The organism is Thiofilum sp. (assembly GCF_016711335.1).
GTDB lineage: Bacteria > Pseudomonadota > Gammaproteobacteria > Thiotrichales > Thiotrichaceae > Thiofilum.
In genome coordinates this window covers 3517619-3544246 of sequence record NZ_JADJTF010000001.1, presented here as the reverse complement: position 1 = coordinate 3544246, position 26628 = coordinate 3517619, and the positions used below count along the sequence as shown (strand labels likewise).

Below are 26628 nucleotides of genomic sequence, written 5' to 3'. Positions count from 1 at the left end.
CCTTAGTCCAGATTTTTGCCGATCATACGAATCAGGAAAAACGCTACGATATTAGCGAGTACCACCGCGAGTAGTGCACCCGCCGAAGCCACGCCTACATCAAAATTCAGCAGTGCTTGGGTAAAGATCAGGAAGGCTAAATTAGTACTTTCAGTACCGGGGCCTCCGGCGGTAGTGGTGTAAATCTCAGCAAATACACTGAGCAAAAAAATCACTTCAATCATAATCACCACTGAAATCGAGCGCCCTAAATGAGGTAAATATAGAAAGCGTAGTTGTTGTAAATAGTTCGCCCCATCCATACGCGAGGCTTCTAGCTGTTCTCGATCCATCGATTGCAAAGCAGTAATAAAAATCAGACAAGCAAAAGGCAACCATTGCCAACTAATCATAATAATGACGGACAACAGTGGATAATCAGTGAGCCAATCAATGGGGGTTAAACCAAAAAATTGCCAGATTTGGGCTAACATGCCATATACCGGATTCATCATCATATGCTTCCAGAGCAATGCATTAACGGTGGGCATGACGAAGAATGGGGAAATTAATAATAGGCGCACCATTCCACGTCCGGGGAAGGGATCATTGATTAATAAGGCAATGGCTAAACCGAGTACTACGGTAATCAGCACCACACTACCCAGCAGTAGCAGTGTATTCATAATAGCGTCACTGAAAGCCGGATCGGTGAGGAAAAACTCATAATTCATCCAACCTACAAAGCCTGTTGCTTCAGGCTGCATCAGATTGTAACGAATGACTGAGAAGTAAATAGTCATGATTAACGGGACTAGCATCCAAAGCAGTAAAGTACTCACAGCCGGCGCGAGTAATAGACGGGGTAACCAGCGTTTATTAGGTGGATTAGCTTGAGACATAATGGGTTACAACTCCTAGGCGGTGTGGATTGATGAGCATCTAAGATTACCCTTATCTCAGTCGAGATAAGGGTAGGCTGCTAGGAACCGCTACCTAGCGGGAGGAGAGTAGTTACTTGTAATAGCCTGCTTTGCGCATTTCACGATCAGCAGAGTTTTGACCATTTTTCAGAGCTTCATCGACACTCACTTTGCCAGCCAGTGCGGAACTCATTTGTTGACCTACGGCAATACCAATGGCTTGGAATTCAGGAATCGCGGCAAATTGCACCCCAACATAAGGTGATTTTTCTAGAGTACTATCATGGGGGTTAGCACTTTTAATCGCCGCCAGTTCAGCATCCGCAAATTTGGCAGCCGCTTTGAAATCAGCATTGTCATAAGTGGATTGGCGAGTTCCAGTCGGCACATTACCCCAGCCCACTTCTTTACCGACTAAGTTGATGTAATCCTGAGAGGTGGCCCATTGCACAAATTTTTGTGCGGCATCTGCTTTAGTAGAGGACGCTGGAATGGCTAATGACCATGCCCAGAGCCAGTTTGCTCCTTTGGGGGTTTTAGCAGTAGGGGCTTGAGCAAAGGCTACTTTATCAGACACTTTGCTTTGTTTCGGGTCAGAGATGAAAGAAGCTGCAATAGTAGCATCCACCCACATACCGCATTTGCCTTCATTATACAGGGCTAGGATTTCATTGAAGCTATTGGCAGAGGAGCCGGGAGGGCCGTATTTGTTGAGTAGATCCACATAGAAGGTAATAGCATCTTTCCAAGGCTGAGTTTCAAGCTGTGGTTGCCATTCCATATTAAACCACTGCCCTCCATAGGTATTCACCAATGTACTCAGGAAAGCCATATTGTCACCCCAGCCCGGTTTGCCACGGAGACAAATGCCATAGACCCCTTTATCAGCATTATGGATTTTAGCTGCGACCTGAGCAACGTGCTCCCAAGTGGGATTGCTGGGCATTTCCATTCCGGCTTCTTTGACTAAATCAGCGCGATACATCAGCATCGAGCTTTCGCCATAAAAGGGTGCTGCATAGAGTTTGCCGTCTACTGAAAGACCGTCACGGATAGCGGGCAATAAGTCATCGACTTTGTAGCTATCATCAAATTTTAATTCTTGTAGCCAGCCTTTCTTACCCCAAATCGGTGCTTCATACATACCGATGGTCATAATATCGAACTGACCGCCTTTAGTAGCTATATCGGTAGTAACGCGTTGGCGTAACACACCTTCCTCTAAGGTGACCCATTTGAGTTTAATATCAGGATTAGCTGCTTCAAATTTAGGACTGAGCTTTTGCATCTCAATCATATGACCGTTATTTACGGTGGCAACAACGAGTTCGGTCGCAGCGTGAGTGGACACAGTAGCGGATAGTAATAGACCGCCTAGCAGGGACGTTATAAGACGATTCAGTTTCATGATTATTTCCTCCTCCGGTGAAATGTAGTCTGTGCTAAGAGAGGAGAAGACTAATACTTTATTGCAGCTTTTTGCTGCTACTCCTCCTATCTGTTGAAACAGAGTAGCATTATTGGTTTTTAAAAAAATGTACCTTCATGACAAATATCAATACTTTCTTGCGCAATAACCTTGTTTTTAGCGCTTGAATTGCATTAAAAGATCACTGGCACGTTGCTTTTTATAGAACAGTGTTTTCAAGAATCGATGCTAGGCAGTCCCGTTGTTTGCGCGTATCTTTACTTTCATACAGTAAGCACACTTAGTGCAGTTAAGGAGTTTAGACATGATTGAAGTGAGATCTGCCTCAAAACGCGGTGTTGCCGAGCACGGTTGGTTAAGTTCACGCCATACTTTTTCCTTTGGTCATTATTATGATCCTGATCAAGTAGGGTTCTCGGATTTACTGGTGATTAATGATGATCGTGTACAACCTGCGCGGGGTTTCGGTACTCATGGTCATCGTGATATGGAAATTTTTTCCTATGTACTCGAAGGTGCATTAGCCCATAAAGACTCGATGGGGACGGGTTCAGTTATCCAGCCGGGCGATGTGCAAATGATGAGCGCGGGACGGGGTATTCAACACAGTGAATTTAATCATTCACCCCATGAGTTGGTACATTTTCTGCAAATTTGGATTGTACCGAATCGTAAAAGTGTCGAACCCCGTTATCAGCAGGTGCATTTTCCAGAGAGTGAAAAACGCGGTCAGTTCCGCCTGATTATTTCACCTGAAGGTGAGCAGGGTTCTTTATCGGTGTACCAAGATACTCGCGTTTATGCTGGATTATTGGATGGCGCGGAGCAAAGCACGCTGAATTTAGCGCCTAATCGCTATGCATATATTCATGTGGCTCGCGGTTCAGTAGAGGTCAATGGCATAAAACTCAATGCGGGTGATGGTGCACGAGTACGTGAAGAAACCGCCTTAGCGTTTAGCAACGGCAATAAAGCCGAAGTATTAGTCTTTGATTTACGCCCACAAGAACTACCGAAAATGATTTGAGTTAAGGTAGGGGCAAACCTATGTGTTTGCCCTTAGGTTTGTTGCTTAAGGCACTGATCCCAATAAGGTTCACTGGTGCACTGTTGTTGTAGGAAATCAATTAAACGCCTGACTCGTTGCGCTAAGTGACGGGTCGGGGGATATAGGGCATAAAGCTGTGCCTGTTCCCAAGCATGATCGGGTAGTACTATTTTTAATTGCCCCGCCTCCAGTGCTTTATACACAATAAAGGTGGGTAAAAAAGTAATACCTTGCCCCGCTATCGCGGCTTGCATAAGAAAAGAGCCATTATTAGCCGCTAGGCGTATTGGCATAGGAATGGGGGAGTTATTACCTTGCTCATCACGATAAAACAACGTATGACGCAAAGGTGCAAGGGTATAATGCAGTAATGGATGAGTACTCAACTGTTCGATAGTATGAGGTTCACCATGACGCGCTAAATAATCAGGACTAGCACATAAAACGCGTCGAATCGGAGACAGCACTTTAGCTTTAAGATTAGAGTCCTCTAAGTGACCAATACGTAAGGCTAAATCAAACCCTTCCTCAATCACATCCACTTGTCGATCACTAAAATCCAGATCTAATTCTAAGTCAGGATGTTCACATAAAAAGGCATTAAGTAAAGGGCTAAGATGTTCTAGACCAAAGGTGAGAGGGGCGGTGATTTTAAATTTACCTTTTAAGTGTTGTTTAGCGGATTTGACCTCATTTTCTGCCTCAAAAACGGCATCTAAAATGCCTCGGCTGCGCTCATAAAACTGTTGCCCTTCTGGCGTTAAAGTCATAGCACGGGTGGTACGATGAAAGAGTTGCACGCCCAAATGTTCCTCTAGCTCAGCCATGCGCCGACTGACAGCCGATTTAGCAATATATAGTTGATCTGCTGCCTGAGTGAGTGTGCCTAGATCAACCACTGCTACAAAGGTGCGTAAGTTTTCGAGGTAGTTCAATAGTTGCTCCAAATAGAACACTGTTTTGCAAAAGGGGTAATGTATCGAGTGCTATAACAGGCGTAAAGTAAACCTCCTTTACCCACCTGAGATAGGATACTAAAATAATGAGTCAGCTATTTTCACCATTAAAATTAGGGCGTTATACCTTAACTAATGCTATTGCTATGGCTCCTATGACGCGTTCACGCGCCACGGCTGAAGGCGTTCCTACCGATTTAATGGCAGAGTATTACGCTCAGCGAGCTAGTGCAGGGTTAATTATTACCGAAGGAACCGCTCCTTCCGCCCTTGGCAAAGGCTATATGAATATTCCCGGACTGTATAATGCGGAGCAGGTAGCGGGCTGGCGTAAGGTCACTGAGTCAGTACATGCCCAAGGCGGCAAAATTTTTGTGCAGATTATGCATACCGGACGGGTAGCACATACGTCATTACTACCCAATGAGGCTCAGCCTTTGGCTCCTTCGGCCATTACTTTAAGTGGGCAAACTTTCACACCTAATGGCTTACAACCTTATTCTGAGCCGCGTGCTATGACCGAGGCAGATATTGAGCAAGTCTTGAGTGAATATGAAAATGCCACCCGTTTAGCCTTAGAAGCAGGGTTTGACGGGGTAGAGCTGCATGCGGCTTCTGGGTATTTGCCAGAGCAGTTTTTAACAACAGGCTCGAATCAACGTACCGATAATTATGGGGGGAGTGTTGAAAATCGGGCGCGTTTTTTACTGCAAGCACTAGAGCGCATGATCAAAGTAGCCGGAGCGGAACGGGTAGGTATCAAGCTATCACCTGAAATGCCTTTTAATGATATACGCGATGCTAATCCACAAGAAACCTACCCTTATGTGGTGCAACAAATTGCACACTTAGGCTTAGCTTATTTGCATGTGGCACTTTTTGGCACTACAACCGATTATCATGCTTTATTCCGTCCCTTATTTAAGTCGACCTATTTATATGGCGGTGGTCTGACTAAAGAGCGTGCAGAGCAGTTATTAGCCGAGCAAAAAGCGGATGGGGTAGTGTTTGGTACTTTATTTATTGCTAATCCTGATCTACCTGAGCGCTTGCGCCAAAATGCTCCTTTCAATGAAGCCGATAAAAGTACTTTTTACGGGGGTGGTGCTAAAGGCTATACTGATTATCCTACCTTAGCTGCCTAAACTAGTTAACTTTACAAATACAAACAGGGGTAACAAGGCAACTCTCGCGTTGCCTTGTTGCATTTAAAGCTAAGGTTCACCACCAGCTCAGTATGAGGACGACATGGCAGTCAACATTGATCTCACCCAAGGGGATGAAAAAGCCCATTTAATCCGTATGACTTTGCCTATGATTGGCGGACTCATTGCGATTATGAGTATGAATCTAGCGGATACCTTCTTTGTAGGGCAATTAGGCACAGATCAACTGGCTGCGATGGGGTTTACCTTTCCGGTCGTCATGGTTATGAATAGTTTGGCTTTTGGGGTGGGGACTGGCGCTTCATCGGTGATTGCACGGGCGATTGGGCGACAAGATACCGAGTGGGTCAAAAGTTATAGCACTCAAGCGATTATTATTGCCCTAGCGATTGCATTAGTGTTTGCAATAGTAGGGTTATCGACTACTGATGCATTGTTTCACTGGCTAGGTGCGCCAGAGCCTTTATTACCCTTGATTCATGATTATATGGATGTGTGGTATTGGGGGAGCTTTTTAATTGTTGTGCCGATGGTGGGTAATGCGGGGATTCGTGCGACTGGAAATACGCGTTTGCCTAGCACCATTATGATTGTAGTGGCGGTGATCAATTTGATTCTGGACCCGATTTTTATTTTTGGTTGGTTTGGCATGCCGCGTTTAGAGTTACAAGGGGCGGCTCTAACGACGGTAGTCTCCTATTCTATCGCCTGTCTGGTATCGCTCTATATTTTAAAAGTAAAACTGAAAGTACTGACTTGGGATACGGAATGGTCACGCTTAGTGAAAAGCTGGCGCGATATTTTAGCGGTGGGTATTCCGGCAGCAGGTACTAATCTAATAGCACCCTTATCTTCAGCCGTGACGACGTGGTTAGTAGCGCAACAAGGAACCCATGCGGTGGCAGGCTATAGTGTTGGGTCACGGATTGAAGCGTTTAGTTTAATCGTGATTATGGCGCTTTCGAGTATTATCGCCCCCTTTGCAGGACAAAATTGGGGAGCACGGAAGATCGAGCGCTTGCAACGTGCCTTAGGTCTAAGTTTCCGGTTCTCGTTAGTATGGGGTGGTGTACTGACTATAGTGCTGTGGTTAGGGGCTGAACCTTTAGCTAAGCTTTTTACCGCTGACCCTTTAGCTATTGAATCTGCTACGCGCTTTTTACATCTAGTACCGATTACCTTTGGGGCAGTGGGTATTATGATGATGGTGAGTAGCACCTCTAATGGAGTGGGGCGACCTATTGTAGGATTGATCTTAAGTTTAGCACGTTTGGTTGTGGTGTATTTACCCTTGGCGTGGATTTTAGCACAAGAACTCAAGTGGGGCTTGGAGGGTATCTATCTTGCTATTGCCTTTTCTAATGCGGTGGTGGGCTTAGGGGCGTGGTGGTGGAGTAGTCAATTTTGTAAAACCCATACCCAGCTAGCCTACTCCCCTCATCCCTGAGAGTAGGCTCCAACTAAGCTAAAAATGAGTGGGCTGTATTCGTGTCTTTAGAAAACTAAGTACTTAGTTTTAGGCAGCGACAGGCTTGACCTTACTCGCCGCCAAAGTTGCATTGTGTCGTGCCTCTTCAGTCGTAGCAGCTCTTGCTAAAGCCACACCCATACGCCGCCGCTCAAAGGCTTCGGGTTTACCAAATAAACGCAAATCGGTATTAGGGACACGCAGTGCTTCATCCACACCTTCAAACGCAATCCCTTCAGCCTCCATAGCACCATAAATCACCGCACTCGCACCCGTTGAATGCATAGCGGTATTAACAGGCAAACCTAAAATAGCGCGGGCATGCAATTCAAACTCGCTTTGATATTGAGTGGCTAAGGTCACTAATCCGGTATCATGCGGGCGTGGGCTAACTTCTGAAAACCATACTTCATCGCCTTTGACAAATAGCTCCACTCCAAATAAACCACGACCCCCTAAATTTCCAGTGATTTTGGCGGCAATGTCTTGTGCTTTAGCGAGTGCTAGGTCACTCATAGGCTGAGTTTGCCAGCTTTCCACATAATCACCTTGCACTTGACGATGACCAATAGGATTACAAAAATGGGTTTCAATCGCGCCATTAGCACCCAAGGCACGGACAGTTAACAGCGTGATTTCATAGTCAAAATGAATACAGGCTTCCACAATGACTCGACCATGATTCACGCGTCCGGCTGATAGGGCATAGCTCCATGCTGCTTCAATTTCATCCGCTGTTTTGATCATAGATTGACCTTTGCCCGATGATGACATTACAGGTTTTACAAAGCAGGGATAGCCAACGGCTTCAACTGCTTGGCGCATTTCCTCAAGGCTAGAAGCAAAAAAGTATTGAGAGGTAGGTAGTCCTAATGTTTCCGCAGCAAGGCGGCGAATACCTTCACGATTCATGGTGAGCTGGGCGGCACGCGCGGTCGGTATGACTTCGGCTAAACCCTCCTGTTCAATCGCGGCTAACTCATCGGTAGCAATCGCTTCAATTTCAGGCACAATTAAATGCGGGCGCTCTTTTTCCACTAGAGCGCGTAGTGCTTGTGGGTCTGCCATATTAATACTGTAAAAACGATGCGCCACTTGATGCCCCGGTGCATGGGGATAGCGATCAACTGCAATCACCTCTACCCCTAAACGTTGCAATGAAATAATCACTTCTTTACCGAGTTCACCGCTACCTAATAGCATTACCTTGGTAGCTGAGGGTGAAAGTGGGGTTCCAATACGCATGACAGTACTCCAAAGCCAAACACAAAGGACGCAGTTTAACATCATTATCAGATTGATTATGTTTACAACGAGGATAAATGCATGACTATGATACTAAAACCGATACTTAAAGTACTATTCTTCGGCGCAATAGCTTGGTTAATGACGGCCTGTGTGAGTGTGCCAAGTGGCGTCACTCCAGTACAAAACTTTGATGCTAAGCGCTATTTAGGTAAGTGGTATGAGATTGTACGCCTCGATAATCGTTTTGAGCGGGGTCTAGAGCGCGTAAGTGCAGAATATAGTTTGCGCCCTGATGGTCAAATCAGAGTAATCAATCGAGGCTTTAATACCACTACTCAACAATGGTCACAAATAGAAGGGCGAGCAAAGTTTGTATCTAGTCCCAACGTTGGTCAATTAAAAGTCTCGTTTTTTGGGCCTTTTTATGCGGGTTATAATATTGTCGAGCTAGACCCTAATTATCAATATGCGCTAGTAGTGGGGAATAATTTTAAGTACTTGTGGATATTGTCACGTAGTCCTACCTTAGACCCTGCTATTAAAACTCAATTGGTTGCAAAAGCTCGTGCTTTAGGTTTTGCAACCGATCAATTAATTTGGGTCAAGCATTAATGAATCACTTGGCCTAAACGACTCCAGTCTTTGGCATACCATAGTTGTTTAGCTTTACCGACTATATCGGGCATAGGAACCATACCAAAATTACGCGAATCGGTACTTTGATTGCGGTTATCCCCTAATACAAATACTTGTCCTGCTGGGACAGTAAAGGTACTAGGGGAAAAACCTTCAGTATTATTCCAAAGCACTTGCCAAGTAGCATTTTCTATTTTTTCAGTAGCTAATATGTTTTGTTGATTAGGAGTAGTAGTTTGCAATAGTGTTTTACCATTAATAATAATCTCTTGCCCCTTAAGTTCAACTTGATCATTAGGTAAGGCAATTACGCGCTTAATATAGTACTTAGTGCGATCATTAGGATAATTGAAAATCGCTACATCACCGCGCTCGACGGGTTTGCAGCCATTGCAATTATAGCGTTTATCCGCAAAGAGAATATCACCTTGCTCTAAAGTAGGGTTCATACTGGTGGAGGGTATATAAAGTGATTCTACTTTATAAGCACGAACGTAATTAATCAGAGTAGGTAAGATAATTAAATTGCACACAATGAAAATGAGCAGATAGGTACTTTTATATTGCCAAGGTTTTAATAAGTATTCAGGTTTTTGCTTAGCAGTGCTCCAAGCATCATATAGGCTATAAATCCAAGTCACTAAAACTGCGATTAGACTCAATATTAATGTAGGTAGCATTAAGGTACTAGGTACATAGAGCGCGATAACAGCTAATAGTGGAACAGTAATCAAAGTAAAGATTAAAAATAACCATAATGCTTTATTGATTTGTCCATTATACAGTTGACCGAATCCGGGGAGTACGAATGATAGTAATAAAGCAAATAGGGGTTTGCGCGGTTGAGGTGTGATGGGTAGGCTAGTGGCAAACATTACATTTTCCAGTGGTTTGTTTCGATACCTCTTATACTGCTGAGCATTTTAAAAGTTACTTTAAGTCGCACTACTGATTAGCCAAATGCCAAAAATAAACCCTAGTATTTGCTCAATACCTACTGCGACAGTGCCCGCTATCGCTGCCCATTGCAGCCATGTGGTGATTTTGTGTGGCAAAGGCTCGAAAGCAATTCGCTCCATGACCTTAGGAGTAAAATCGTCGGGGGGACTGACTAAGGGTTGGGATAATAATTCATCTAAGGGATCGGGTTTCATGCGGACTCCAATAGTGCGCGTAAATGTTCTTTAGCACGATGTAGACGTACTTTAATCGCAGCTTCGGTGCAATTTTCGATCTTGGCTAAGGTTTTCATATCTAACCCCTGAGTATAGGCGAGGGCAATGATACTGCGCTCAGGGACGGGTAGTTTGAGCAAAGCTGATTGTACTAAGCGTTGTTGTTCAGAGTACTCTAATTGTTCAGTAGGTGAAGTACTTGGACTGGCTGGCTCAAAGTTTTCATCTAGCGGTGTTTCAAGCCGAGTCGAGGCACGATCTAATTCATTCAATGCTAACCGATGCGCAATAGTGAATAGCCATGTAGAAAATTCAGCACGTTTAGCATCGTATTCGCCTAAGTGTTGCCATGCGCGTAAAAAAGTTTCTTGGGCTAGCTCTTCAGCTTGTGCTTGGGAAAATCCCATTCGCCCCAAATAGCTAAACAAACTGTACTGAAAATGCTGCACTAAGGGCGCAAAGTCAGCCCGTTTACCCGCTAATATGTTTTGAATCAGGATGTTATAGTCCAAGCATGAGCCTACAATGAAAGAGTACTTAGCCCTTATACCGCGTAGTGCCTGAAAAGTTACTAAATGAATACACACATCATCCCAATAAATTGCACTATTTTATCCGGATAATATTGTATTACCTATTTTATCCGGATAATATTAAAGATACTTAAATAATTAGAGAGTACTTTAATGTCTCATCATTCACAGTGGATAGCCTTTGCTCAGGGCGAATGTTTGGCTAAGGGTGCACCTTCTGAGGTGGCTAGTGCTATTAAACGCTTTAATGATGCTGAGCCTACCGCTAGTATTTTGGTCTTTGATGCAGTGAGTAGCGGCCCCGTCGAGATTGATTTGCGCGGTACAGTCGAGGAAGTATTGGCGCGATTAGCCCCCCATTCTGTTCCTGAAACACGTTCAGTAGGTCGTCCTAAACTCGGTGTGGTGGCTAAAGAAATCACCTTATTACCACGACATTGGGAATGGCTAGCCAGTCAGTCGGGGGGGGCTTCGGTAGCATTGCGTAAATTGGTCGAGCAAGCCATGCGAGCTAATAGTGAGAGTGAGCAAATACGCAAAGCGCAAGAGGCAACCTATCTTTTTATACAAGCCATTGCGGGTAATGAGGTGGCTTATGAGGAAGCAACTCGCGCCTTATTTGCAAGTGATTTAGCAGGGTTTAATAGTCATATGGCGACGTGGCCGCAGGCTATTCGGGAACATGCTTTGCATTTAGCGCACGGTGCTACTTCGTAGGGGTATACCTAGTTTACGTCCTTGACGATTTACTTTGTTATCTAAAGAGATCAATATATTTATTGGTTTGCCTATAAATCAAGCATTTAATTGCTATTGCTAAAAAATTTGACCAAGCTCGAAGCTTATTTAAATTTAATAGCTAATAAAAGCACTATTTTAAGTTTAGCTATGATGAGGTATTTTTATTAATCCGATATTCTATAATTATAGTGGTTTTTTTAAAGTATCTACATCAGTAATTATTATACTCCTACGAGTATAGCGATAGAGTGTTATAAACTTCTTTAATAATTTCTAATCGTTCTCCCAAGTAAGGCGATGGTCGATAATCAAATAATCTTTCAATGTATTTATACCACTCCTCATTAAGTCTAGGGTTTTTATTACCACTTAAGTACTCTTTTTCAATAAGAATTAAAGCAGCAATTGTATTTGGTATATTTGAGTCGTTACTATTTTTAGTAATAGATTCAATATATTTAATTGATACCCCAAGGGTTTTGCAAATTTCCTCAGTGTCTATATTATTTTTATTGATATTCGCTATAACATCTTGTTTGAAGCAAAAAAGATATACTCCAAAAACTTTTAAAAGAGCATAACCACTTAATAGTCTAGGATCTAAGTTTGATTTATTTATATCGCTTAACTTTTCATAAATATATAAATATTTAATTAGTTTTTCAAACTCTCGTAAAGAGATGCTATGGTTGCTAATTAAGCTATTTAGGAATTTATTTATATATTCGTGATTTACCACGGTGTTCTTTAAAATGTCGTGCTCTTTAATAAGATTAATAAAATGTTGAGTATTTATTGATGTTAATTTCCTATATGGTAACACCATATCGTTAGGCAGTTTATAGGAAAAAGAAATAAATTTATCTAAATACCGCTGAGAGTTAACAGATTGCCCATATTGATGGTTGATCGATGCTTTTAGTTGATCTAGGTTTGTAACTAAAACAAAGTGCACACCCTCAACATCAAAGATATGTTTAATGTTCTCTAACATTGAAACAGCAAAATCAGGACGACAGCGATCTAACTCGTCAATAAAAACTACAATTGGGTTTTCAGCTGTTAAAGCACTTAGCACTTGCTTAAGAGCTTGAATATTTTGATCAGCTTTTTCGTGATCCTTCAGTAAAGACTCAATTGAATGATCAATAATATCATCGCCTACTTTTTTAATTTCCTCCTCTATGTCTTCTGCCAAATCTACAGCATCTTGTTTTAGAAGCCAGCTAATACTAGCTTTACCTATAGCCTTTGATGTTACCCGCAGAGCAGGTAATGCTTTCTGCCTTAAGGTTACTTTCTCTGGCTCAGGTAAAAGACTGGTAATCGCTGCTAATAAAGTCATTAGTGGTTCATCAGCATGATCAGCCTTAAAAGCATCAACATAAACAGTTTTGTAATTGAGATGGGTAGCTTGCAGAAGATTTTTGAGCTTATGGCAAAAATAAGTTTTACCTGTACCCCACCCTCCATCTATTACCATAGGTGATACTTTAATATCTGAAGTTAGCAGCTTAATAACTTTTTCAGCCACTGCTTTACGGTTGTACTCATCCTGAAGGTCAAATGTGAGTTCATGGAGTGGGGGTAGGGTCATATTTTAAGCCTTTAGTGAGTGTTGGAGTACAAATTGTCTATTATATTAGTAAAAAGGCTGTATTCAATAAAATCTGCTTAAATTTTATTGGTTAACAACACAATAACTAGGCAATAAAAAAGTATTTCAAATTATTGAAATACTAGACATCTAAGTTATAAGCAACCAAAGGATGATAAAAGCTTCTAATTTTAAGCACCTATTGAATTTTAAATGTCTAGTAAAGCATAATACTATGTCAGAAATTTTAGGTTAGATAATAAGGAGCAAATAAATCCTTCATATTGATTCTGACTTTCAGTTTACTCGCCAGTAAATACAACCCACCTAATTTACGATGCAGAAAAATTGCATCCGCAGGTGGGGTATGCCAATAGCCTTTTTGAAAGGTCATATCCATACCCGTTTCACGTACCCGTGTGGCTAAATTCGACTGAGCAAAGTCATAAACCCCTTGATGGCGTAAAGGCTCGACTGCTTGCTGGAAAATAGTAGACACTGCTTTTAATTGTTCCGGCTCGATTTTATCCTGAAAATAACCAATCGCTTGAGCAGCTTTAATAATATGCGCTTCATTTTGTTCAATCGCGGCTTGAATTAAGCGTTGATAGCTTTCAGTCATGGTTTTTGAGTATTCACGCGTGGCGCCAAAGTCTAATAGAATTAATTGCTGGCTTTGGCGGTCATAACGATAATTCGCATAATTCGGGTCTGTTTGAACTAAGCGAAACTCAAATAATTCACGGAAAAATAATTGCATCAATAAAGTAAATACCTGATCACGCTCCGCTTGTGGGGCATGTACTAAGGATTCAATCGGTACACCCTCAACAAAACTCATTGCTAAAATCGTATCAGTCGTAAGATCATCATAAACAGTGGCTAATTTAAAATGACGCGTATCACCTAATAGCGCTTGATAGCGCCGCATATAATCGGCTTCGCGTAAATAATCGGCTTCTTGATGTAATTGCGCTTTGGCTTCTTCTAATAAAGGGCGAAAATCAATATCTTTAGGAATTAAGCCTGATACCCGCAATAGGGTTGCGACATTTTCTACATCGCTATTAATACTGTCACGTATAGCAGGGTATTGAATTTTTAAGGCTAAATGGCGACCGTCTTTCGTATGCGCCGAATGAACTTGCCCAATCGAAGCAGCGGCAATAGGTTGAAAGGAAAATTGACTAAAGCGCTCATTCCAATCTTTACCCCAATTTGTCTCTAATACTTGGGCTAATTGACCTAGAGGCATGGGTTTAGCATCGGAGCGTAATTGCCCTAAAATCTCAGTCAATTGCGGGGGCAATAGTTCACCTGCGTCCATTGAAATCAGTTGCCCGACTTTCATCGCCGCACCGCGTAAGCGCGAAAGCTCATCCGCCACACGCTTAGCATTCGCGGGCGTGAGCAGCAGATCCGACATTTTGGGGCGATTACCTTGAGCGAGTTGGCGTGCACCTTCGGCGAGCATACCGCCAGCCACTCCGGTAGCGAGCGAACCCAGCCGCGCCAAGCGCCCTAAACGACTGGAGGGAACAGCGGCACTGTTTTTAGGAGGGTGTTGATCGTCAATGGGCATAGTACTACTACACTAATACGGGTTGCTGAGATTTGCACAGTTTACGCATATGTCCGATGAGACGCACTTAAACAGTAGGTAATTTAGGTTTTGTGCTGCGGCGACAGCGCTCTGAACAATATTTGACTTCCTCCCAACAAGACTCCCATTTCTTGCGCCATGTGAAAGGACGCTGGCACACTAGGCAAATTTTGCTAGGTAAATGTGGTTTTTTGTGCGGCATAAAGCATTAAATAAGACTACGTTTGAATAGCAGGTATTTTAAAATATTACGATCATTAGCACAGAAATAATTATCAGGGACGGACAAATGAAGCAGCGATTAATCACAATACTGACCTTGGTGGGGTTGAGTTGGCTAGGCTCAGCGCAGGCGGTCGATTGTCAGGTAGTGCGGGAGCGTTTTCAGTGTGATGCCAGCACCAAATACCCTTTGCATTTGACTTTTGATGATGGTCCGGCGCAGCAAACCCGTGATGTATTGCGGGTATTAAAGCGTGAAAACATTCCCGCGACCTTTTTTGTCTTGGGCTATAAGGTTGACTGCTCAACCATTGCGAAGCAATGCCAAGAGGAGCAGCAAGAGATGAATACTTGTATTCAGCGCATAAAAGAGTGCAAACAACGGCGGCAGATTTTGCGGCAAACTAAGCGTGAAGGGCATATGATTGGTTCGCACTCCTACGCGCATTGGCGTTATTCTGAGGTGCATGCTAGTGTACGGCTGGATGATTTTAAGCATTCACGTCAGGTACTTGCACCTTATTTAACCACTAATCCTCCTTTGTTTCGTCTGCCGTATGGCGATGGCTGGTTTAATCGTGCGACTCACCCCGAAGTACTGCAAGATTTACAAACGCTGGGTTTTAAACATATTGCTTGGGATTTTTCCGCCTTTGATTGGAATAAGGCGAATCAGCAGGGGGATAAAATTTTAGCGAATGTCTTAGAGCAAGTCTGTCATCGCAAGCAGGGGGGGATTGTGCTGTTGCATGATGGGGTGGATGATCAATTGCATGAGGGACGTTTGTTTACTACGACGCATTTGCAGGAGTGGATTCCGAGTTTGCGCTGTGTGGCAGAGTTTAAGCCTTTGAGTTTTTTTGAACATGGGGTGAGGTAGTGTTGCAGAAACTAGGTACTTTTCTGACATAACAGCTTGGCTAAGGTCAGATTCTGCATTATAGTTTTTCTTATTGTAGAAACTAGGTGTCTTTCTGAATTATGAACTTATCTGACTATCAAGCTGGAGGCTATGAACCCCAATATCAGTACCGCAGCTTTTTGCCCACGCTCATTAATCACCCTTGGCTCATTGCTGACCCGATGTTGCAACAAGTGCAAAGCTTGGCAGATCGTGCTTTAGGTGAACTAAATGCCTTTTCTCAATTAGTGCCCGATGTTGATTTTTTTATTCAGATGTATGTGGCTAAGGAAGCTACTTACTCTAGCCGCATTGAGGGCACTCAAACTAATGTTGAAGATGTATTTAAGAGTGCTGAGGATGTTTCCCCAGAAAAGCGCGATGATTGGGCGGAAGTACACAACTATATACAAGCTTTAAATTATGCAGTAGGGCGTTTGGAAACCTTGCCACTCTCTAATCGTTTGCTTAAGGAAATACATGCTATTTTATTACAAGGCGTTCGAGGTGAAACTAAATTACCGGGTGAATTTCGTAGTAGTCAAAACTGGATTGGTATTAGCTTAAAAAATGCAGTATTTGTACCGCCACATCATGAGCGAGTACCTGAACTCATGAGTGATTTGGAAAAATTTTTACATGATGAAAATCACTATGTAGCCCCATTAATTAAAATTGCTATCGCACATTACCAGTTTGAAACTATTCATCCTTTTCTGGATGGTAATGGTCGTTTAGGGCGACTATTGATTCCGCTTTATTTAGCTTCTGAGCAGATTCTTGTTAAACCCTCTTTATATTTATCGGATTATTTTGAGCGTAATAAAACAGCTTATATTGATCATTTAATGGCGGTGAGGCAGGGGAATCATTTGCGTGAGTGGATATTGTTCTTTTTGCAGGGGGTGGCAGAAACGGCTCAATCCTCTATTACAGTATTTAAGAGTATTTTGAGTCTTAAAGAGAGTATTGAAAGGGAGGTATTGCCACACTTTAGTATCCGCCGACAGGAGAATGCACAACAGCTTATGCGTTACCTATATCGTAAGCCGATTATTGATGTTAAGGGTGTGGTTGAGTTATTAGGTACTACCTCAAATACAGCAGGGGCATTAATTAATGATATGGTGAGCTATGGGGTACTAACAGAAATCACCGCACAACGCCGTAATCGATTATTTGTGTTTAGACGGTATCTGGATTTATTTTCTAGATAAAAGCTCAACAAGTATTCAAACCGCGCTTAGAGGCGAAGGGTTTAACGATTAGTGATTGGATGGATACGACTGAGCCTAAGCTCAATGGGCAGGCATTACTAACCTATCTTAATTTATCACAAGAGCCAGTTGTTCAATGGGAGGTTGCAGAATTAGCTGAGACGGATTCATTTTTTGGCAATAGGTATGGAGTAGATTCGGGTTTAGGGGATGGTCTTTATACTTCTTATTGGGGGCTAGATGCTCAGGGTAAGCCTGCTTTGCTAGTCACTGATTTTGGCTATGATCTATTAAATGAAAATTTAGTTTCAATAAAAAAATATCTTTAGGAGGTAATGTCCTTATGTCATTACCTCCTATTAGCCGCTCTAATAGTTACGGAGCAGTAAAGTTGACGCTAGTGCTCCATGCGCCCACGCCTGCGCTGTTTTTAGTTTGCACCTTCCAAGTCGCTGCACCGCTAACCAGCGTGGCGGGTTTGATAGAGCAGGTAGTTCCTGTAGCGCAATTGACTTGAGCACTGGTGTACCAAGTTTTGATCTTGCCACTCACTCCACCATTATCCACCCATAAATAATAATGCGTAGCTCCAGGCACAGAGCGCCAGCTATAGGTAGGTGTTTTGGTCAGGCTGGTACTGACTGGACTAATCAGTGAGGTCTTATCAGGGGGAGAGACAAAGTTGGCAATAGCACTCCAAGCACTTGTGGTAGTGCCTGCTTTAGCTTGTACTTTCCAGCTCACATTGCCACTGACTGCGGTTGTCGGAGTAACGGTGCAAGTCGTGCCTGTCGCACAGTTAGTTTGAGTCGGAGTATAGGTGATTTGGATTTTGCCTTGTTGGGTAATGTCACTCACATACAGCACATAGTGAGTAGCATTGGGCACTGCTCGCCAACTATAGGTCGGGGTGCGAGTAGGAGAGGTCGTACTCAGTGTTAAACTCGAAGGTGTGCCGAGTACAGGGGTAACAAAGAGTAATGGTCCCCAGTCTAGTCCGGGATAACCTAACCACGGTACAGCACGCGCTGCCATAATATAGCTTTTGCCTAAAGTAGGGACAAAGCTAAAAGTACCTGTGAGATTAGTAAGCGTAGTTGGGTTAATAACTTTTTTGGCATTAGTAAGCCGTAAATTATCGACTAAGAAACTGACATTAGGCGTAGTACCTACATAGTAAGACCCACTATGGCGATAGACTACTCGAATACTGACTAACTTATTAGCGTAAGCACTCAGGGCAATGGTTTTGGTTGAAAAGGCATTTTCTTCTGGAGCACCAGAGCCAGATCCGGTTTTAGCATATAAATCGACCCAGCTTGCCCCATTATTGGTACTGATTTGTACTGCTGCTGTTTGTTTATTGGTGGCATAGCCTAATTTAGAGTCGAAGATCAAAGCGCTAGTCGCAGTAGGTAGATAAGTCATAGGTAAGGTAAAGGTTTCTGAGGCTGAGGCAGGGGCTAAGCGATATACCTTAGTGCCATTGCTACCTGTACCAGAGTAAACCAAGGTATAAGTGCTGCTATTACCCGCAGTGACAGCAGGGCTTCCGGTTTCGGCATTGAAAAGCTCAGTCGCGGTCGCAGATTCAGCACGGTAAGCATCATAATATTGCGCAATGCTAATAGTATTAAAGCTATAGCTGTTGCTCGCTCCAGCAGTCGGTTTAGTGCTGCCATTAATGGAGGGTTGAGGCTCACCCACGGCCGCTACAGCGGGATCTATCACGGTGACAGTGTAGCTAAACTGAGTTGCCACTCCATTGATCAGTACATTACGAATAGTGACTTGATAGGCGGTATCCGCACTAGGTTTAGGCCAAGTAGTGTCTGCGGTGCGATTATAAGGACGCCACACAATAGTATTTTCCCCATAACCATTCACGCGACTATCCACAGTCAAGGGGATCGCTTGTCCGGCTGAGGACATAGTAATAACCGCATTGGCAAAGTTGGCATTAGGGTAAGAGAATGACCAACGTACAGGCACAATAGTATAAGGATTAAATCCACGAGTCGGCCATGCGACAAAGGGGTCACGAGTAGCGGGTCGAGGGTTGTATTTTGCTAGCAAAGGAACCCAGAGCGAATTGGCGGGTGGCAAATAAGTGGCTCCACTACCTACCGAAGGCACATCACCTGTACCCATAATCTGGGCTTGGGGTAATAACAGCCAGCGTCGATGTCCTGCGGCCGTATTGTTAGTGCCATTATCACGAATTTGCCCATCAACGGCATTCCACGCATTGTGACCTAAAGACAGATTAGAGTTTGCGGCAGCTTCACGCCCTGCTGCGGTAGAGCATTTCCAAGTAGTAGGTGGGGTATGGCTGAGACTGTTATTCACGCTCATCATAAGTGCTGCTTGTTGTGCTTTAGCACTATTCGTTGCATCAAACACTACATTGGCGGGCACACCTGCCATGGCGCGATAGTAATTAATCCGAGCTAATACCGCGTTTTTAAAAGCCGTACTGGTAGTGCCTGGCGTACAAGTACTATGGTTGCCTGTCCAACCAATGGGTACATTGAGTGAGGAGAGATAAACACTATTATAAAAAGCACGTACTAATTGGCGATTATTGGTATCGATAGTCCAACCTGTGCTGGGTGTGGCTGCCAACTGCCAATTATTACTTTGTGGCGCAAGGAGTAGATTATTATAGTTGGGTGGTGGGGCTAATAGTGCATCCGCTTGTTGAGGAGTGGGTACGCTCTGAATCGAAGCCGCTTGAGCGGCAGTGCTTAAGGCTAATCCTAGTAAACCCATTCTCCAATTTAGCCTGAGTAATTGGAGCGGTCTTTTCGCACACCACATATCTCATCCTCGCATTAAGTCTATCAAAACAAAATAAAACTGTTCTCCTATAGACTCTCATAATAAGGAAACAGATGTCACTAGGTGTATAAAAATTTAACAGCAGAATAGAGTTATCAGAGCATAACGGGCATTTTGACTTAAAGTTTGCAAACGGAACATAGTCTCCCCAAAGTGATAGGTTTGGATTAAACTTTGCTGCTTAGTTAATGAGATATGTGTAAGAGGGTTGAATATGAGCAGTACGATTATTATTAGTTTCGGCGCAGAGCGTGAATACAGCTTTAATGTGTCTGCTGAGGCTATTCAGGATTTAACCAAAGAGGCCGCACAGGCGTGGTTGGCACAGGAGTTTGAGGCGTTGGAGTGCGTACCTACTAATCCGGTGGGTAAGATTTTGTTGGTTGATATGATTTTAAATGTGGCGAAATATGGGGGCGAGGAGCGTTTTAAGGCACAGGGCGAATGGGTGCAACGGTTTGTGAATGCTGTAGCGGCGTCCTTAAAGCGTGCAGTCGTGCGTATTGATGTGAGGGAGTTTGTGGTGGGGTAGGTGGCTGTCAGTTATTAGGTTAAAGGGCTTAGTACTGAGAGCAAGATTAAAGTCTAAGCTCTTATTTTGATTCAATTTATGCAAAATCAAGTCCTACTTGAAGTTTGCATAAATGTTTTTTAAACAGGGCAATCGTTTAAACCGTAGGGGCAAAAAATTTTTTGCCCCTACAACGGTCTTAATCCCTTTTAAACAGGGCAATCGTTTAAACCCTTCGTGTCTAGCGAGGCTTTAGAATCAATAACTTGCAAAGACCCTTAGCGGAAATTTTACCTCCAAAAAAGCTAGGGTGGTAAAAATTTCAGCAAATCACCTAAATCACATTGTTAAAGAGCTTGAAACCCCACCATTATAACCACTCATCAGTATTAAGTCATCATTCATCTGAGGTGTTTGAACGCTAAATGGCTATTCGGGGCGTTTAAAATAAGGCTGTTGTGCTTTCCAGCGCTCCCATTCTGAGGGACGCAAACGATAACGTGCTAACACCCCCTCATGCAAACGGCGTAACTCATCCATGACTAATGCACGGACAGACTCCTGATCAGCCAACTCAACTTGTTGACGCACCCCCAATTGAATACTCTCTACAGCATCTTGTTCAGGGTGTTGAATAACACTTTGTACCAATGACCGAATCACATCCCTATAGCGCAACCTTAAAGGATCTGGCTCAACTAAGTTTTGCTTAATCGCTAAATACTCTTGAGTCGAACGCTCATAAGCCCATACAAATACATCACGCAATAACTCAACACGAGTCAACTCATACACCCCCAAAATAGCGGTGCTATAAGCCGCTTCGGGTACATCTAAGAACGTGAGTGGACATAAATTATGTTGCAATAAAGGCAAATTCGCCGTGAGGCGCGAAGTGCGCTTATTGACATCAGCAAAAGGTTGCAAATAGGGCAGATGCACCATAATAAAAAAGGCTTGCTCAAAGGGGTCAAGAATTGCCGCCGCTTTTTCCAAGGTTAAATCAAATTGCATGGCAATTTGAGCGGGTATATCAAGGGGCAGATACACACTATGACTGATTTCAACCCTGTGCTGGCGTAAACGTCCTTCATCCGCAGGGTTGGGCAGCAGATTTTCCGCAAGGGCGCTGTGTAGATTCAATAGGGTGTAACGGTTGAAACCGATGGCCTCTGCATTCTCCACCAATAATTCAATAGCGGCTTTATGGTTTAAAATCATCTGAGTTTCGGTGAGAGCTTTACCCTGTGCAATCTGTCCAAACTCAATCAAGTCACGAGTATCAAGACGTGAATAAGTGTTGCCCTCTAAATGACTGGATGCCCAAGATAAATCAATCAATAGCCGATTTAAAATGGCGCGACCATGAGTGCCTGCTGGGCGTTGTTCCGTACCGGTTTGCCCCATGTGGTGTAATTGGCGGCGTAGGGAGGCATTGAGATAGTAAGTAATATTGGGCTGATAACTGTCCAAAAAATCCCGTTGATAGCCCACAGGTTTTCGCCCAGCAAGTGGCTGGTTGATGTAATTCACAATGTCCAGACTATCCGGTGAGAGTGGGATTTGTGGGGGAAAAGGTGTCGTCATAGTAGGAATTATTTTAGGTAGAGAATTATCATTATAAAGCAAAGACGGAGCCTTCTCTGAGCTGTTTTACAGTGCTATCTAATTTTCATACCATGATTGATATAACTTTGAAGGAAACTGTAATTGCACTGGGTGATAACACTCTTAGCAAAAGGGGAGCTTAATACGTGATCGATTTCAGTTTTCCAAATTTGCCACAGTTTTTTATCAATGACTCCCTTCTTGACTAGGTACATCTCCTCCCAAGTCAGATTGAGGTACTTGATCATCACTGGCTCTAACTCATGCCAAGTATTCTTAGATTCAGTGCTTTGGATAGCAGATTGCCACTTGATAACAATAGAGGGTGTAATGATTTCATTATACTTATCTGCATAAAGTCTGAAGGTTTCTAGCTGGAGCTTTTGTCGATATTGATGTACTCCTGACCAAAAAGTGGCAACTGCAATGATGCTACCTAGTACAGTAGTGATAGAAGTGATTAAGTCCATAATAGATCATCAAGGGCAAAAAGTGTGGGGCGTAGTTTAACCAACGTTATAATCTAGAGCGAGTCAGAAGTAAGCCAAGTTGAATCATCGCCCCTCACCCCGCATAATGTGCGCCTTAATGAAACGCGATGGTGCATAGCATGGCAGGCAAGATTTATATTGAAACCCACGGATGCCAAATGAATGAGTACGACTCCGCCAAAATGCACGACGTACTCAAACAAGCCGACGGCATGGAATTGACCGACGACCCCACCCAAGCAGATGTATTATTGCTCAATACCTGCTCAATCCGTGAAAAAGCCCAAGAAAAAGTATTCTCCCAAATCGGGCGTTGGCGTCCGATTAAAGAAGCCAATCCCAATGTCATCATTGGTGTGGGTGGCTGTGTAGCCAGCCAAGAAGGGGAGGCTTTGCGTCAACGTGCGCCTTTGGTCGATGTGGTGTTTGGTCCACAAACCTTACACCGCCTACCCGAATTGATTAAACAAGTACGCAATACGCACAAACCCGTGGTCGACATTTCCTTCCCTGAAATTGAAAAGTTTGATCATCTGCCAGAGCCACGCGCCGAAGGTCCAACGGCTTTCGTGTCCATCATGGAGGGGTGCAGTAAATACTGTACCTTTTGCGTCGTGCCTTATACACGCGGTGAGGAAATTTCCCGCCCCTTCGATGATGTAATTAGCGAAGTGGTGCAACTCGCGGCGCAAGGGGTGCGTGAGGTTAATTTATTGGGGCAAAATGTGAATGCTTATCGTGGGCGTATGCATGATGGTGAGATTGCTGATTTAGCTTTATTAATCAACTATGTAGCCGCGATTGAGGGGATTGAGCGTATTCGCTATACCACCTCGCATCCCAATGAGTTTTCTGACAGTTTGATTCAAGCCTATGCTGATGTACCGCAATTGGTGAATCACCTGCATCTACCCGTGCAATCCGGTTCAGATCGTATTTTAGCGGCGATGAAGCGTAATCACATGGCACTAGAATACAAATCTAAAATTCGCAAATTACGCCACATTCGCCCTCATATCAGTCTGTCTTCCGATTTTATTGTCGGCTTTCCGGGGGAAACGGATGCTGATTTTGAGCACACCATGAAGCTGATTGACGACATTGGCTTTGATCATAGTTTCAGCTTTATCTATAGCGCTCGTCCGGGCACACCTGCTGCGAGTTTGCCCGATGATGTATCGATGGAGACTAAAAAGGCGCGTTTACAGCGTCTACAAAGTCGCATTTTAGAGCAAGCCAATGCGATTAGTGCGGCAATGGTGGGCACAACCCAGCGTATTCTCATTGAGCGCACCTCACGCAAAGACGACAAACAAATCGCTGGGCGCACCGAAAATAATCGTGTGGTCAATGTCGATGGTCATGCGCGTTTAATTGGACGTTTTGTCGATGTCGTGATTACTGAAGCCTTACCTAATTCATTACGCGGGCGCATAGTGGCGGTTGAGGCGGATGAATTAAACATGCAGATGATTGCGGTGGCATGAAACGCTTAGTATTGATAGGGGCAGGGCACGGGCATTTAGCGGTGTTGCGTGCTTTAGCGGCGCAGACCCTTGCGCCCGACATTGAAGTCGTGCTGATTAATCCTGATTTATATCAAACTTATTCCGGCATGCTTCCGGGCTGGATGATGGGTTATTACACCCTAGAACAATGCCAAATTCGCCTAGAGCCGTGGATTAAACGCGCTAAATTAACCTTTATCCAAGATTCCGTAATAGGCATAGATGCTAATACCCAAGTCATTCACTTAAAACAGCACCCCGCATTAATTTATGATTGGCTATCCATTAATACGGGCAGCCAAATTCAATTAGGGGCTTGGGCGAATGAGCAGGTCATGCCGATTCGACCCTTAAATGGTTTTATTCAGTATTGGACGCAATTAATCGAGCAGCCTCCGCCCGTACTGACCGTGATTGGTGGAGGTGCTGCTGGAGTAGAACTAGCCTTTGCGGCGCGTGAACGTTTACCTCAGACATCAGTGCATTTAATCGCTAATAATCTATTAGCAGGGCATAGTCAGAGGGTAATTAAAAATACCGAATCTTTATTAAAACAACGTGCTATTCACCTGCATTACACTAAAGTCGATTCTGTAAAAGGCAATACTTTACACCTTACCCACCCATATCATTTAGACAGTCAAGCTATAATCGCAGCCAGTGGCGCACAAGCACCCACTTGGTTAAAAACCTCTAATCTGGCATTAGCATCCGATGGTTTTATTCAAGTCAATACCTATCAACAAAGTATTTCACACCCTAATGTATTAGCCATCGGCGATATTAGTGCACGCCCTGATATTCAACGCTCTGGGGTACATGCGGTAAAAGGCGGAACAGTATTGGCGCATAATATAATGCAAATACTAACCCAGCATAATCCACAGCTTCTGCCTTATAAACCTCGTCAGCGTTCACTATATTTATTAGCCTGTGGTCAATACCAAGCTATTTTATCATGGGGGCGTTGGAGCACTTATGGTCGTTGGGTATGGCGGTGGAAAAATAAAATTGATACTGATTTTATGAATCAGTGGTTATAGTGAGGTGATAGTAAGCACCAGTAAGTCTCCATCTATTCACTCATGGCATAATTTCCGTCTAAATAATACCACTTACCTTTTTCGCGGCTAAAGCGGCTGGTTTCATGCAATTGCTGGGTGCTGCCCTGTGCGCTGAAGTGCGCAATAAATTCTACTAATCCGCTTGAGTCACTTTCAGTACCCCCTTCAGTGCGAATAATAGTTAAGCCTAACCATTCTACGGGTTCTGGTTGACGTAATTGTTTGAGGCTAGGGCGGGTGCTTTGATGCCACGTTTTGTGTAAATAAGCAGCATCACGTTGTACGTAAGCACTATAACGTGAACGCATCAATTGAAGGGCGGTAGGGGCCGTTTTTCCATCATGCAAGGGGCGACAACATTGAGCATAACTCAGCTCAGACTGACAAGGACAAAGCATATTTTTTCATCAATCTAAAAAATAATTTACTGAGTTTAGCCCTAGATGAATGATTTGCCTAGAGGTCTGCTAAAAGTCTCCGATGTAGCTCTAGCAAGGCTTAGAGGGGTATTAAAGCTCAAGTGCTCTAATTTTTAATCAATCCTAATAATGGGCGATTAATAAATTTAGTTTGAATAAACCCGTGACCCTAACTAAAAAGCAAGCTTGAAAGTCAATGACTTACACAACCCCTCTAGTATCGACTGGTTAAAGTGTAGTGTTGTTAGTTTAACAACTCGATCTAGCTGTGAGTCATATTCGTCAACCTCAATGGAAGAAGTCTCAGTCTTATGGACAGGATTAATATTTGGGCGCTGGCCACTGCGCTAGCAGTTTCTATTGCTTTTATTCCGGTACTTAGTACTCCTACTCAAGCAGCTAGCAAAAAAAGTGCTCAGCACACTAGCTATCAAAAAGTTAAACCCTATAAGAAATCTCGATATAAGCAGCGTGCGCGTGCCAGATCACGAGGGGGCTGTCAAAATTTAAGTCGTTCAGCTTTACGTGATAAAGCCGAGAATTTTTCTGGCAGTATTGCTAGTGCGTCGCGTAAATATGGGGTCAGCCCTAATTTAATTGGAGCAGTGATTACCATTGAAAGCTGTTTTAATACGCGTGCCGTAGGTACTTCAGGTGAAAAAGGCTTAATGCAATTAATGCCCGGAACAGCACGCCGCTTTAATGTCACTAATGGTTTTAATGTGTGGCAAAACGTACATGGTGGTACGAAGTATTTAGGGTATTTATTAGATCGTTATGATGGGCGTACTCCTAGAGCGGTAGCCGCTTACAATGCAGGCGAAGGTAATGTCAAATATCACGGCCCTATTCGCAATCAAGGTTATGTGAATAAAGTTATGACGGCTTACAATAAGTTTGCTGGCAGTGGTTTTGCCTCTAGTCTACGTCGCGGCGGGGATGTGTTATTAGCTAAAGATAATATTAGCCCGCGTAAACCCACCAAAGTCGTGGAAAGAGCAAGTAAAACCGTGGTGGCGGATTTAAGTCCGCGTTTAAAGCGTACTGAGCGCGTGAGTCGCTTATTACGTCAACGCTCTCTAGCATTACAAGCTCGCCGTAATACTGCTTTGCCTTGGGCGGATGTGGAAGGCGGAGCGGGTAAGCGCATACAGGGTAATCAACGCGCTTTTCGTGGCGCTAATCGAGCCACTTATACCGTGAAAGCAGGGGATACCGCTTATAGTATTGCCCGTACTAATGGTTTATCGGTTAACCAGTTGACGCGCTTAAACGGCTTACATAACCCCCATGAAATTACCTATGGGCGCGTATTACGCCTACGCTAACCTTTTGTAATTGCTT

Annotated in this window: 26 protein-coding genes; 12 read left to right on the top strand and 14 right to left on the bottom strand. The window is 43.6% G+C overall.

Annotated elements, in window-relative coordinates; all coding sequences use genetic code 11:
• Positions 1-2 precede the first annotated feature (2 nt).
• Together IPL34_RS16575 and IPL34_RS16570 are read right to left on the bottom strand one after the other, a co-directional pair.
• Positions 3-881, bottom strand: coding sequence for a carbohydrate ABC transporter permease (locus IPL34_RS16575; protein ID WP_296842601.1), 879 nt, complete (start codon positions 879-881; stop codon positions 3-5).
• Positions 882-993: 112 nt separating this feature from the next.
• A complete protein-coding gene (locus IPL34_RS16570; protein ID WP_296842600.1) occupies positions 994-2310 on the bottom strand; it encodes a sugar ABC transporter substrate-binding protein in 1317 nt (438 codons plus the stop codon).
• Positions 2311-2635: 325 nt separating this feature from the next.
• Here IPL34_RS16570 and IPL34_RS16565 point away from each other — a divergent pair, with 325 nt between their 5' ends.
• Entirely contained in the window at positions 2636-3358 is a 723-nt protein-coding gene (locus IPL34_RS16565; RefSeq protein ID WP_296842598.1) for a pirin family protein, read from the top strand.
• Positions 3359-3390: 32 nt separating this feature from the next.
• Here IPL34_RS16565 and IPL34_RS16560 read toward each other — a convergent pair whose 3' ends face one another.
• Positions 3391-4314, bottom strand: coding sequence for a LysR family transcriptional regulator (locus tag IPL34_RS16560; protein WP_296842596.1), 924 nt, complete (start codon positions 4312-4314; stop codon positions 3391-3393).
• 107 nt (positions 4315-4421) lie between these two features.
• Between IPL34_RS16560 and IPL34_RS16555 the strand changes: the two genes are divergently transcribed.
• Entirely contained in the window at positions 4422-5480 is a 1059-nt protein-coding gene (locus tag IPL34_RS16555) for an alkene reductase (RefSeq protein ID WP_296842595.1), read from the top strand.
• A 103-nt stretch (positions 5481-5583) separates the two neighbouring features.
• On the top strand, positions 5584-6948 hold the full coding sequence (locus IPL34_RS16550; protein ID WP_296842593.1) for an MATE family efflux transporter: 1365 nt from the start codon (positions 5584-5586) through the stop codon (positions 6946-6948).
• Between the two features lie 69 nt (positions 6949-7017).
• Here IPL34_RS16550 and purT read toward each other — a convergent pair whose 3' ends face one another.
• A complete protein-coding gene (gene purT / locus IPL34_RS16545; RefSeq protein WP_296842592.1) occupies positions 7018-8214 on the bottom strand; it encodes a formate-dependent phosphoribosylglycinamide formyltransferase in 1197 nt (398 codons plus the stop codon).
• Positions 8215-8301: 87 nt separating this feature from the next.
• On the opposite strand from purT, the gene IPL34_RS16540 reads away from it, so the two are divergent.
• Positions 8302-8829: a lipocalin family protein gene (locus tag IPL34_RS16540; RefSeq protein WP_296843080.1), complete on the top strand. Its 528-nt coding sequence runs from the start codon at positions 8302-8304 to the stop codon at positions 8827-8829.
• Here IPL34_RS16540 and lepB read toward each other — a convergent pair.
• The 3 genes from lepB to IPL34_RS16525 are packed head-to-tail and all read right to left on the bottom strand — an operon-like array spanning position 8826 to position 10540.
• Positions 8826-9728 carry a signal peptidase I gene (lepB, locus tag IPL34_RS16535; RefSeq protein ID WP_296842590.1) on the bottom strand — a complete coding sequence of 301 codons (903 nt, stop codon included), beginning with the start codon at positions 9726-9728 and terminating at the stop codon, positions 8826-8828. The genes IPL34_RS16540 and lepB overlap by 4 nt on opposite strands.
• A 60-nt stretch (positions 9729-9788) precedes the next feature.
• Positions 9789-10007 carry a hypothetical protein gene (locus IPL34_RS16530; RefSeq protein WP_296842588.1) on the bottom strand — a complete coding sequence of 73 codons (219 nt, stop codon included), beginning with the start codon at positions 10005-10007 and terminating at the stop codon, positions 9789-9791.
• Entirely contained in the window at positions 10004-10540 is a 537-nt protein-coding gene (locus IPL34_RS16525; RefSeq protein ID WP_296842587.1) for an RNA polymerase sigma factor, read from the bottom strand. The genes IPL34_RS16530 and IPL34_RS16525 overlap by 4 nt, the downstream gene beginning before the upstream one ends.
• Before the next feature lie 174 nt (positions 10541-10714).
• On the opposite strand from IPL34_RS16525, the gene IPL34_RS16520 reads away from it, so the two are divergent.
• Positions 10715-11278 carry a DUF2239 family protein gene (locus IPL34_RS16520; RefSeq protein ID WP_296842586.1) on the top strand — a complete coding sequence of 188 codons (564 nt, stop codon included), beginning with the start codon at positions 10715-10717 and terminating at the stop codon, positions 11276-11278.
• Positions 11279-11531: 253 nt separating this feature from the next.
• Here the strand turns inward: IPL34_RS16520 and IPL34_RS16515 are convergent, their stop codons facing one another.
• From IPL34_RS16515 to IPL34_RS16505, 3 genes are all read right to left on the bottom strand, one after another.
• Positions 11532-12899 (bottom strand): P-loop NTPase fold protein, encoded by a 1368-nt coding sequence (locus tag IPL34_RS16515; protein ID WP_296842585.1) that lies wholly within the window; start codon positions 12897-12899, stop codon positions 11532-11534.
• Positions 12900-13146: 247 nt separating this feature from the next.
• Positions 13147-14481: an AarF/ABC1/UbiB kinase family protein gene (locus tag IPL34_RS16510; protein WP_296842584.1), complete on the bottom strand. Its 1335-nt coding sequence runs from the start codon at positions 14479-14481 to the stop codon at positions 13147-13149.
• A gap of 67 nt (positions 14482-14548) precedes the next feature.
• Positions 14549-14704: a DUF2256 domain-containing protein gene (locus tag IPL34_RS16505; RefSeq protein WP_296842583.1), complete on the bottom strand. Its 156-nt coding sequence runs from the start codon at positions 14702-14704 to the stop codon at positions 14549-14551.
• Between the two features lie 87 nt (positions 14705-14791).
• Here IPL34_RS16505 and IPL34_RS16500 point away from each other — a divergent pair, with 87 nt between their 5' ends.
• The 3 genes from IPL34_RS16500 to IPL34_RS16490 all read left to right on the top strand — a co-directional run bounded on the left by IPL34_RS16500 (position 14792) and on the right by IPL34_RS16490 (position 17171).
• Positions 14792-15604, top strand: coding sequence for a polysaccharide deacetylase family protein (locus IPL34_RS16500; RefSeq protein ID WP_296842582.1), 813 nt, complete (start codon positions 14792-14794; stop codon positions 15602-15604).
• Between the two features lie 101 nt (positions 15605-15705).
• Entirely contained in the window at positions 15706-16842 is a 1137-nt protein-coding gene (locus IPL34_RS16495) for a Fic family protein (RefSeq protein WP_296842580.1), read from the top strand.
• 59 nt (positions 16843-16901) lie between these two features.
• The gene (locus IPL34_RS16490; protein WP_296842579.1) at positions 16902-17171 is read left to right on the top strand and encodes a hypothetical protein; all 270 of its coding nucleotides are present in this window, start codon (positions 16902-16904) and stop codon (positions 17169-17171) included.
• Positions 17172-17217: 46 nt separating this feature from the next.
• On the opposite strand, the gene IPL34_RS16485 is transcribed toward IPL34_RS16490, so the two are convergent.
• Positions 17218-19662: a CAP domain-containing protein gene (locus IPL34_RS16485; RefSeq protein ID WP_296842577.1), complete on the bottom strand. Its 2445-nt coding sequence runs from the start codon at positions 19660-19662 to the stop codon at positions 17218-17220.
• 235 nt (positions 19663-19897) lie between these two features.
• Here IPL34_RS16485 and IPL34_RS16480 point away from each other — a divergent pair, with 235 nt between their 5' ends.
• Complete coding sequence (locus IPL34_RS16480; RefSeq protein WP_296842576.1) at positions 19898-20215, top strand: hypothetical protein; 318 nt, start codon at positions 19898-19900, stop codon at positions 20213-20215.
• A 408-nt stretch (positions 20216-20623) separates the two neighbouring features.
• Here IPL34_RS16480 and IPL34_RS16475 read toward each other — a convergent pair whose 3' ends face one another.
• Positions 20624-21781, bottom strand: a complete 1158-nt coding sequence (locus tag IPL34_RS16475) for a Fic family protein (protein WP_296842574.1) — start codon at positions 21779-21781, stop codon at positions 20624-20626.
• A 74-nt stretch (positions 21782-21855) separates the two neighbouring features.
• Positions 21856-22272: a hypothetical protein gene (locus tag IPL34_RS16470; RefSeq protein WP_296842573.1), complete on the bottom strand. Its 417-nt coding sequence runs from the start codon at positions 22270-22272 to the stop codon at positions 21856-21858.
• 140 nt (positions 22273-22412) lie between these two features.
• On the opposite strand from IPL34_RS16470, the gene miaB reads away from it, so the two are divergent.
• Positions 22413-23780, top strand: coding sequence for a tRNA (N6-isopentenyl adenosine(37)-C2)-methylthiotransferase MiaB (gene miaB, locus IPL34_RS16465; protein ID WP_296842572.1), 1368 nt, complete (start codon positions 22413-22415; stop codon positions 23778-23780).
• A complete protein-coding gene (locus IPL34_RS16460; protein ID WP_296842571.1) occupies positions 23777-24844 on the top strand; it encodes an FAD-dependent oxidoreductase in 1068 nt (355 codons plus the stop codon). Before miaB ends, IPL34_RS16460 begins: the two co-directional genes overlap by 4 nt.
• A gap of 32 nt (positions 24845-24876) precedes the next feature.
• On the opposite strand, the gene IPL34_RS16455 is transcribed toward IPL34_RS16460, so the two are convergent.
• Positions 24877-25263: a YchJ family metal-binding protein gene (locus tag IPL34_RS16455; RefSeq protein ID WP_296842569.1), complete on the bottom strand. Its 387-nt coding sequence runs from the start codon at positions 25261-25263 to the stop codon at positions 24877-24879.
• 332 nt (positions 25264-25595) lie between these two features.
• Between IPL34_RS16455 and IPL34_RS16450 the strand changes: the two genes are divergently transcribed.
• A complete protein-coding gene (locus IPL34_RS16450; protein ID WP_296842568.1) occupies positions 25596-26612 on the top strand; it encodes a lytic transglycosylase in 1017 nt (338 codons plus the stop codon).
• The last annotated feature ends 16 nt before the right edge of the window (positions 26613-26628 follow it).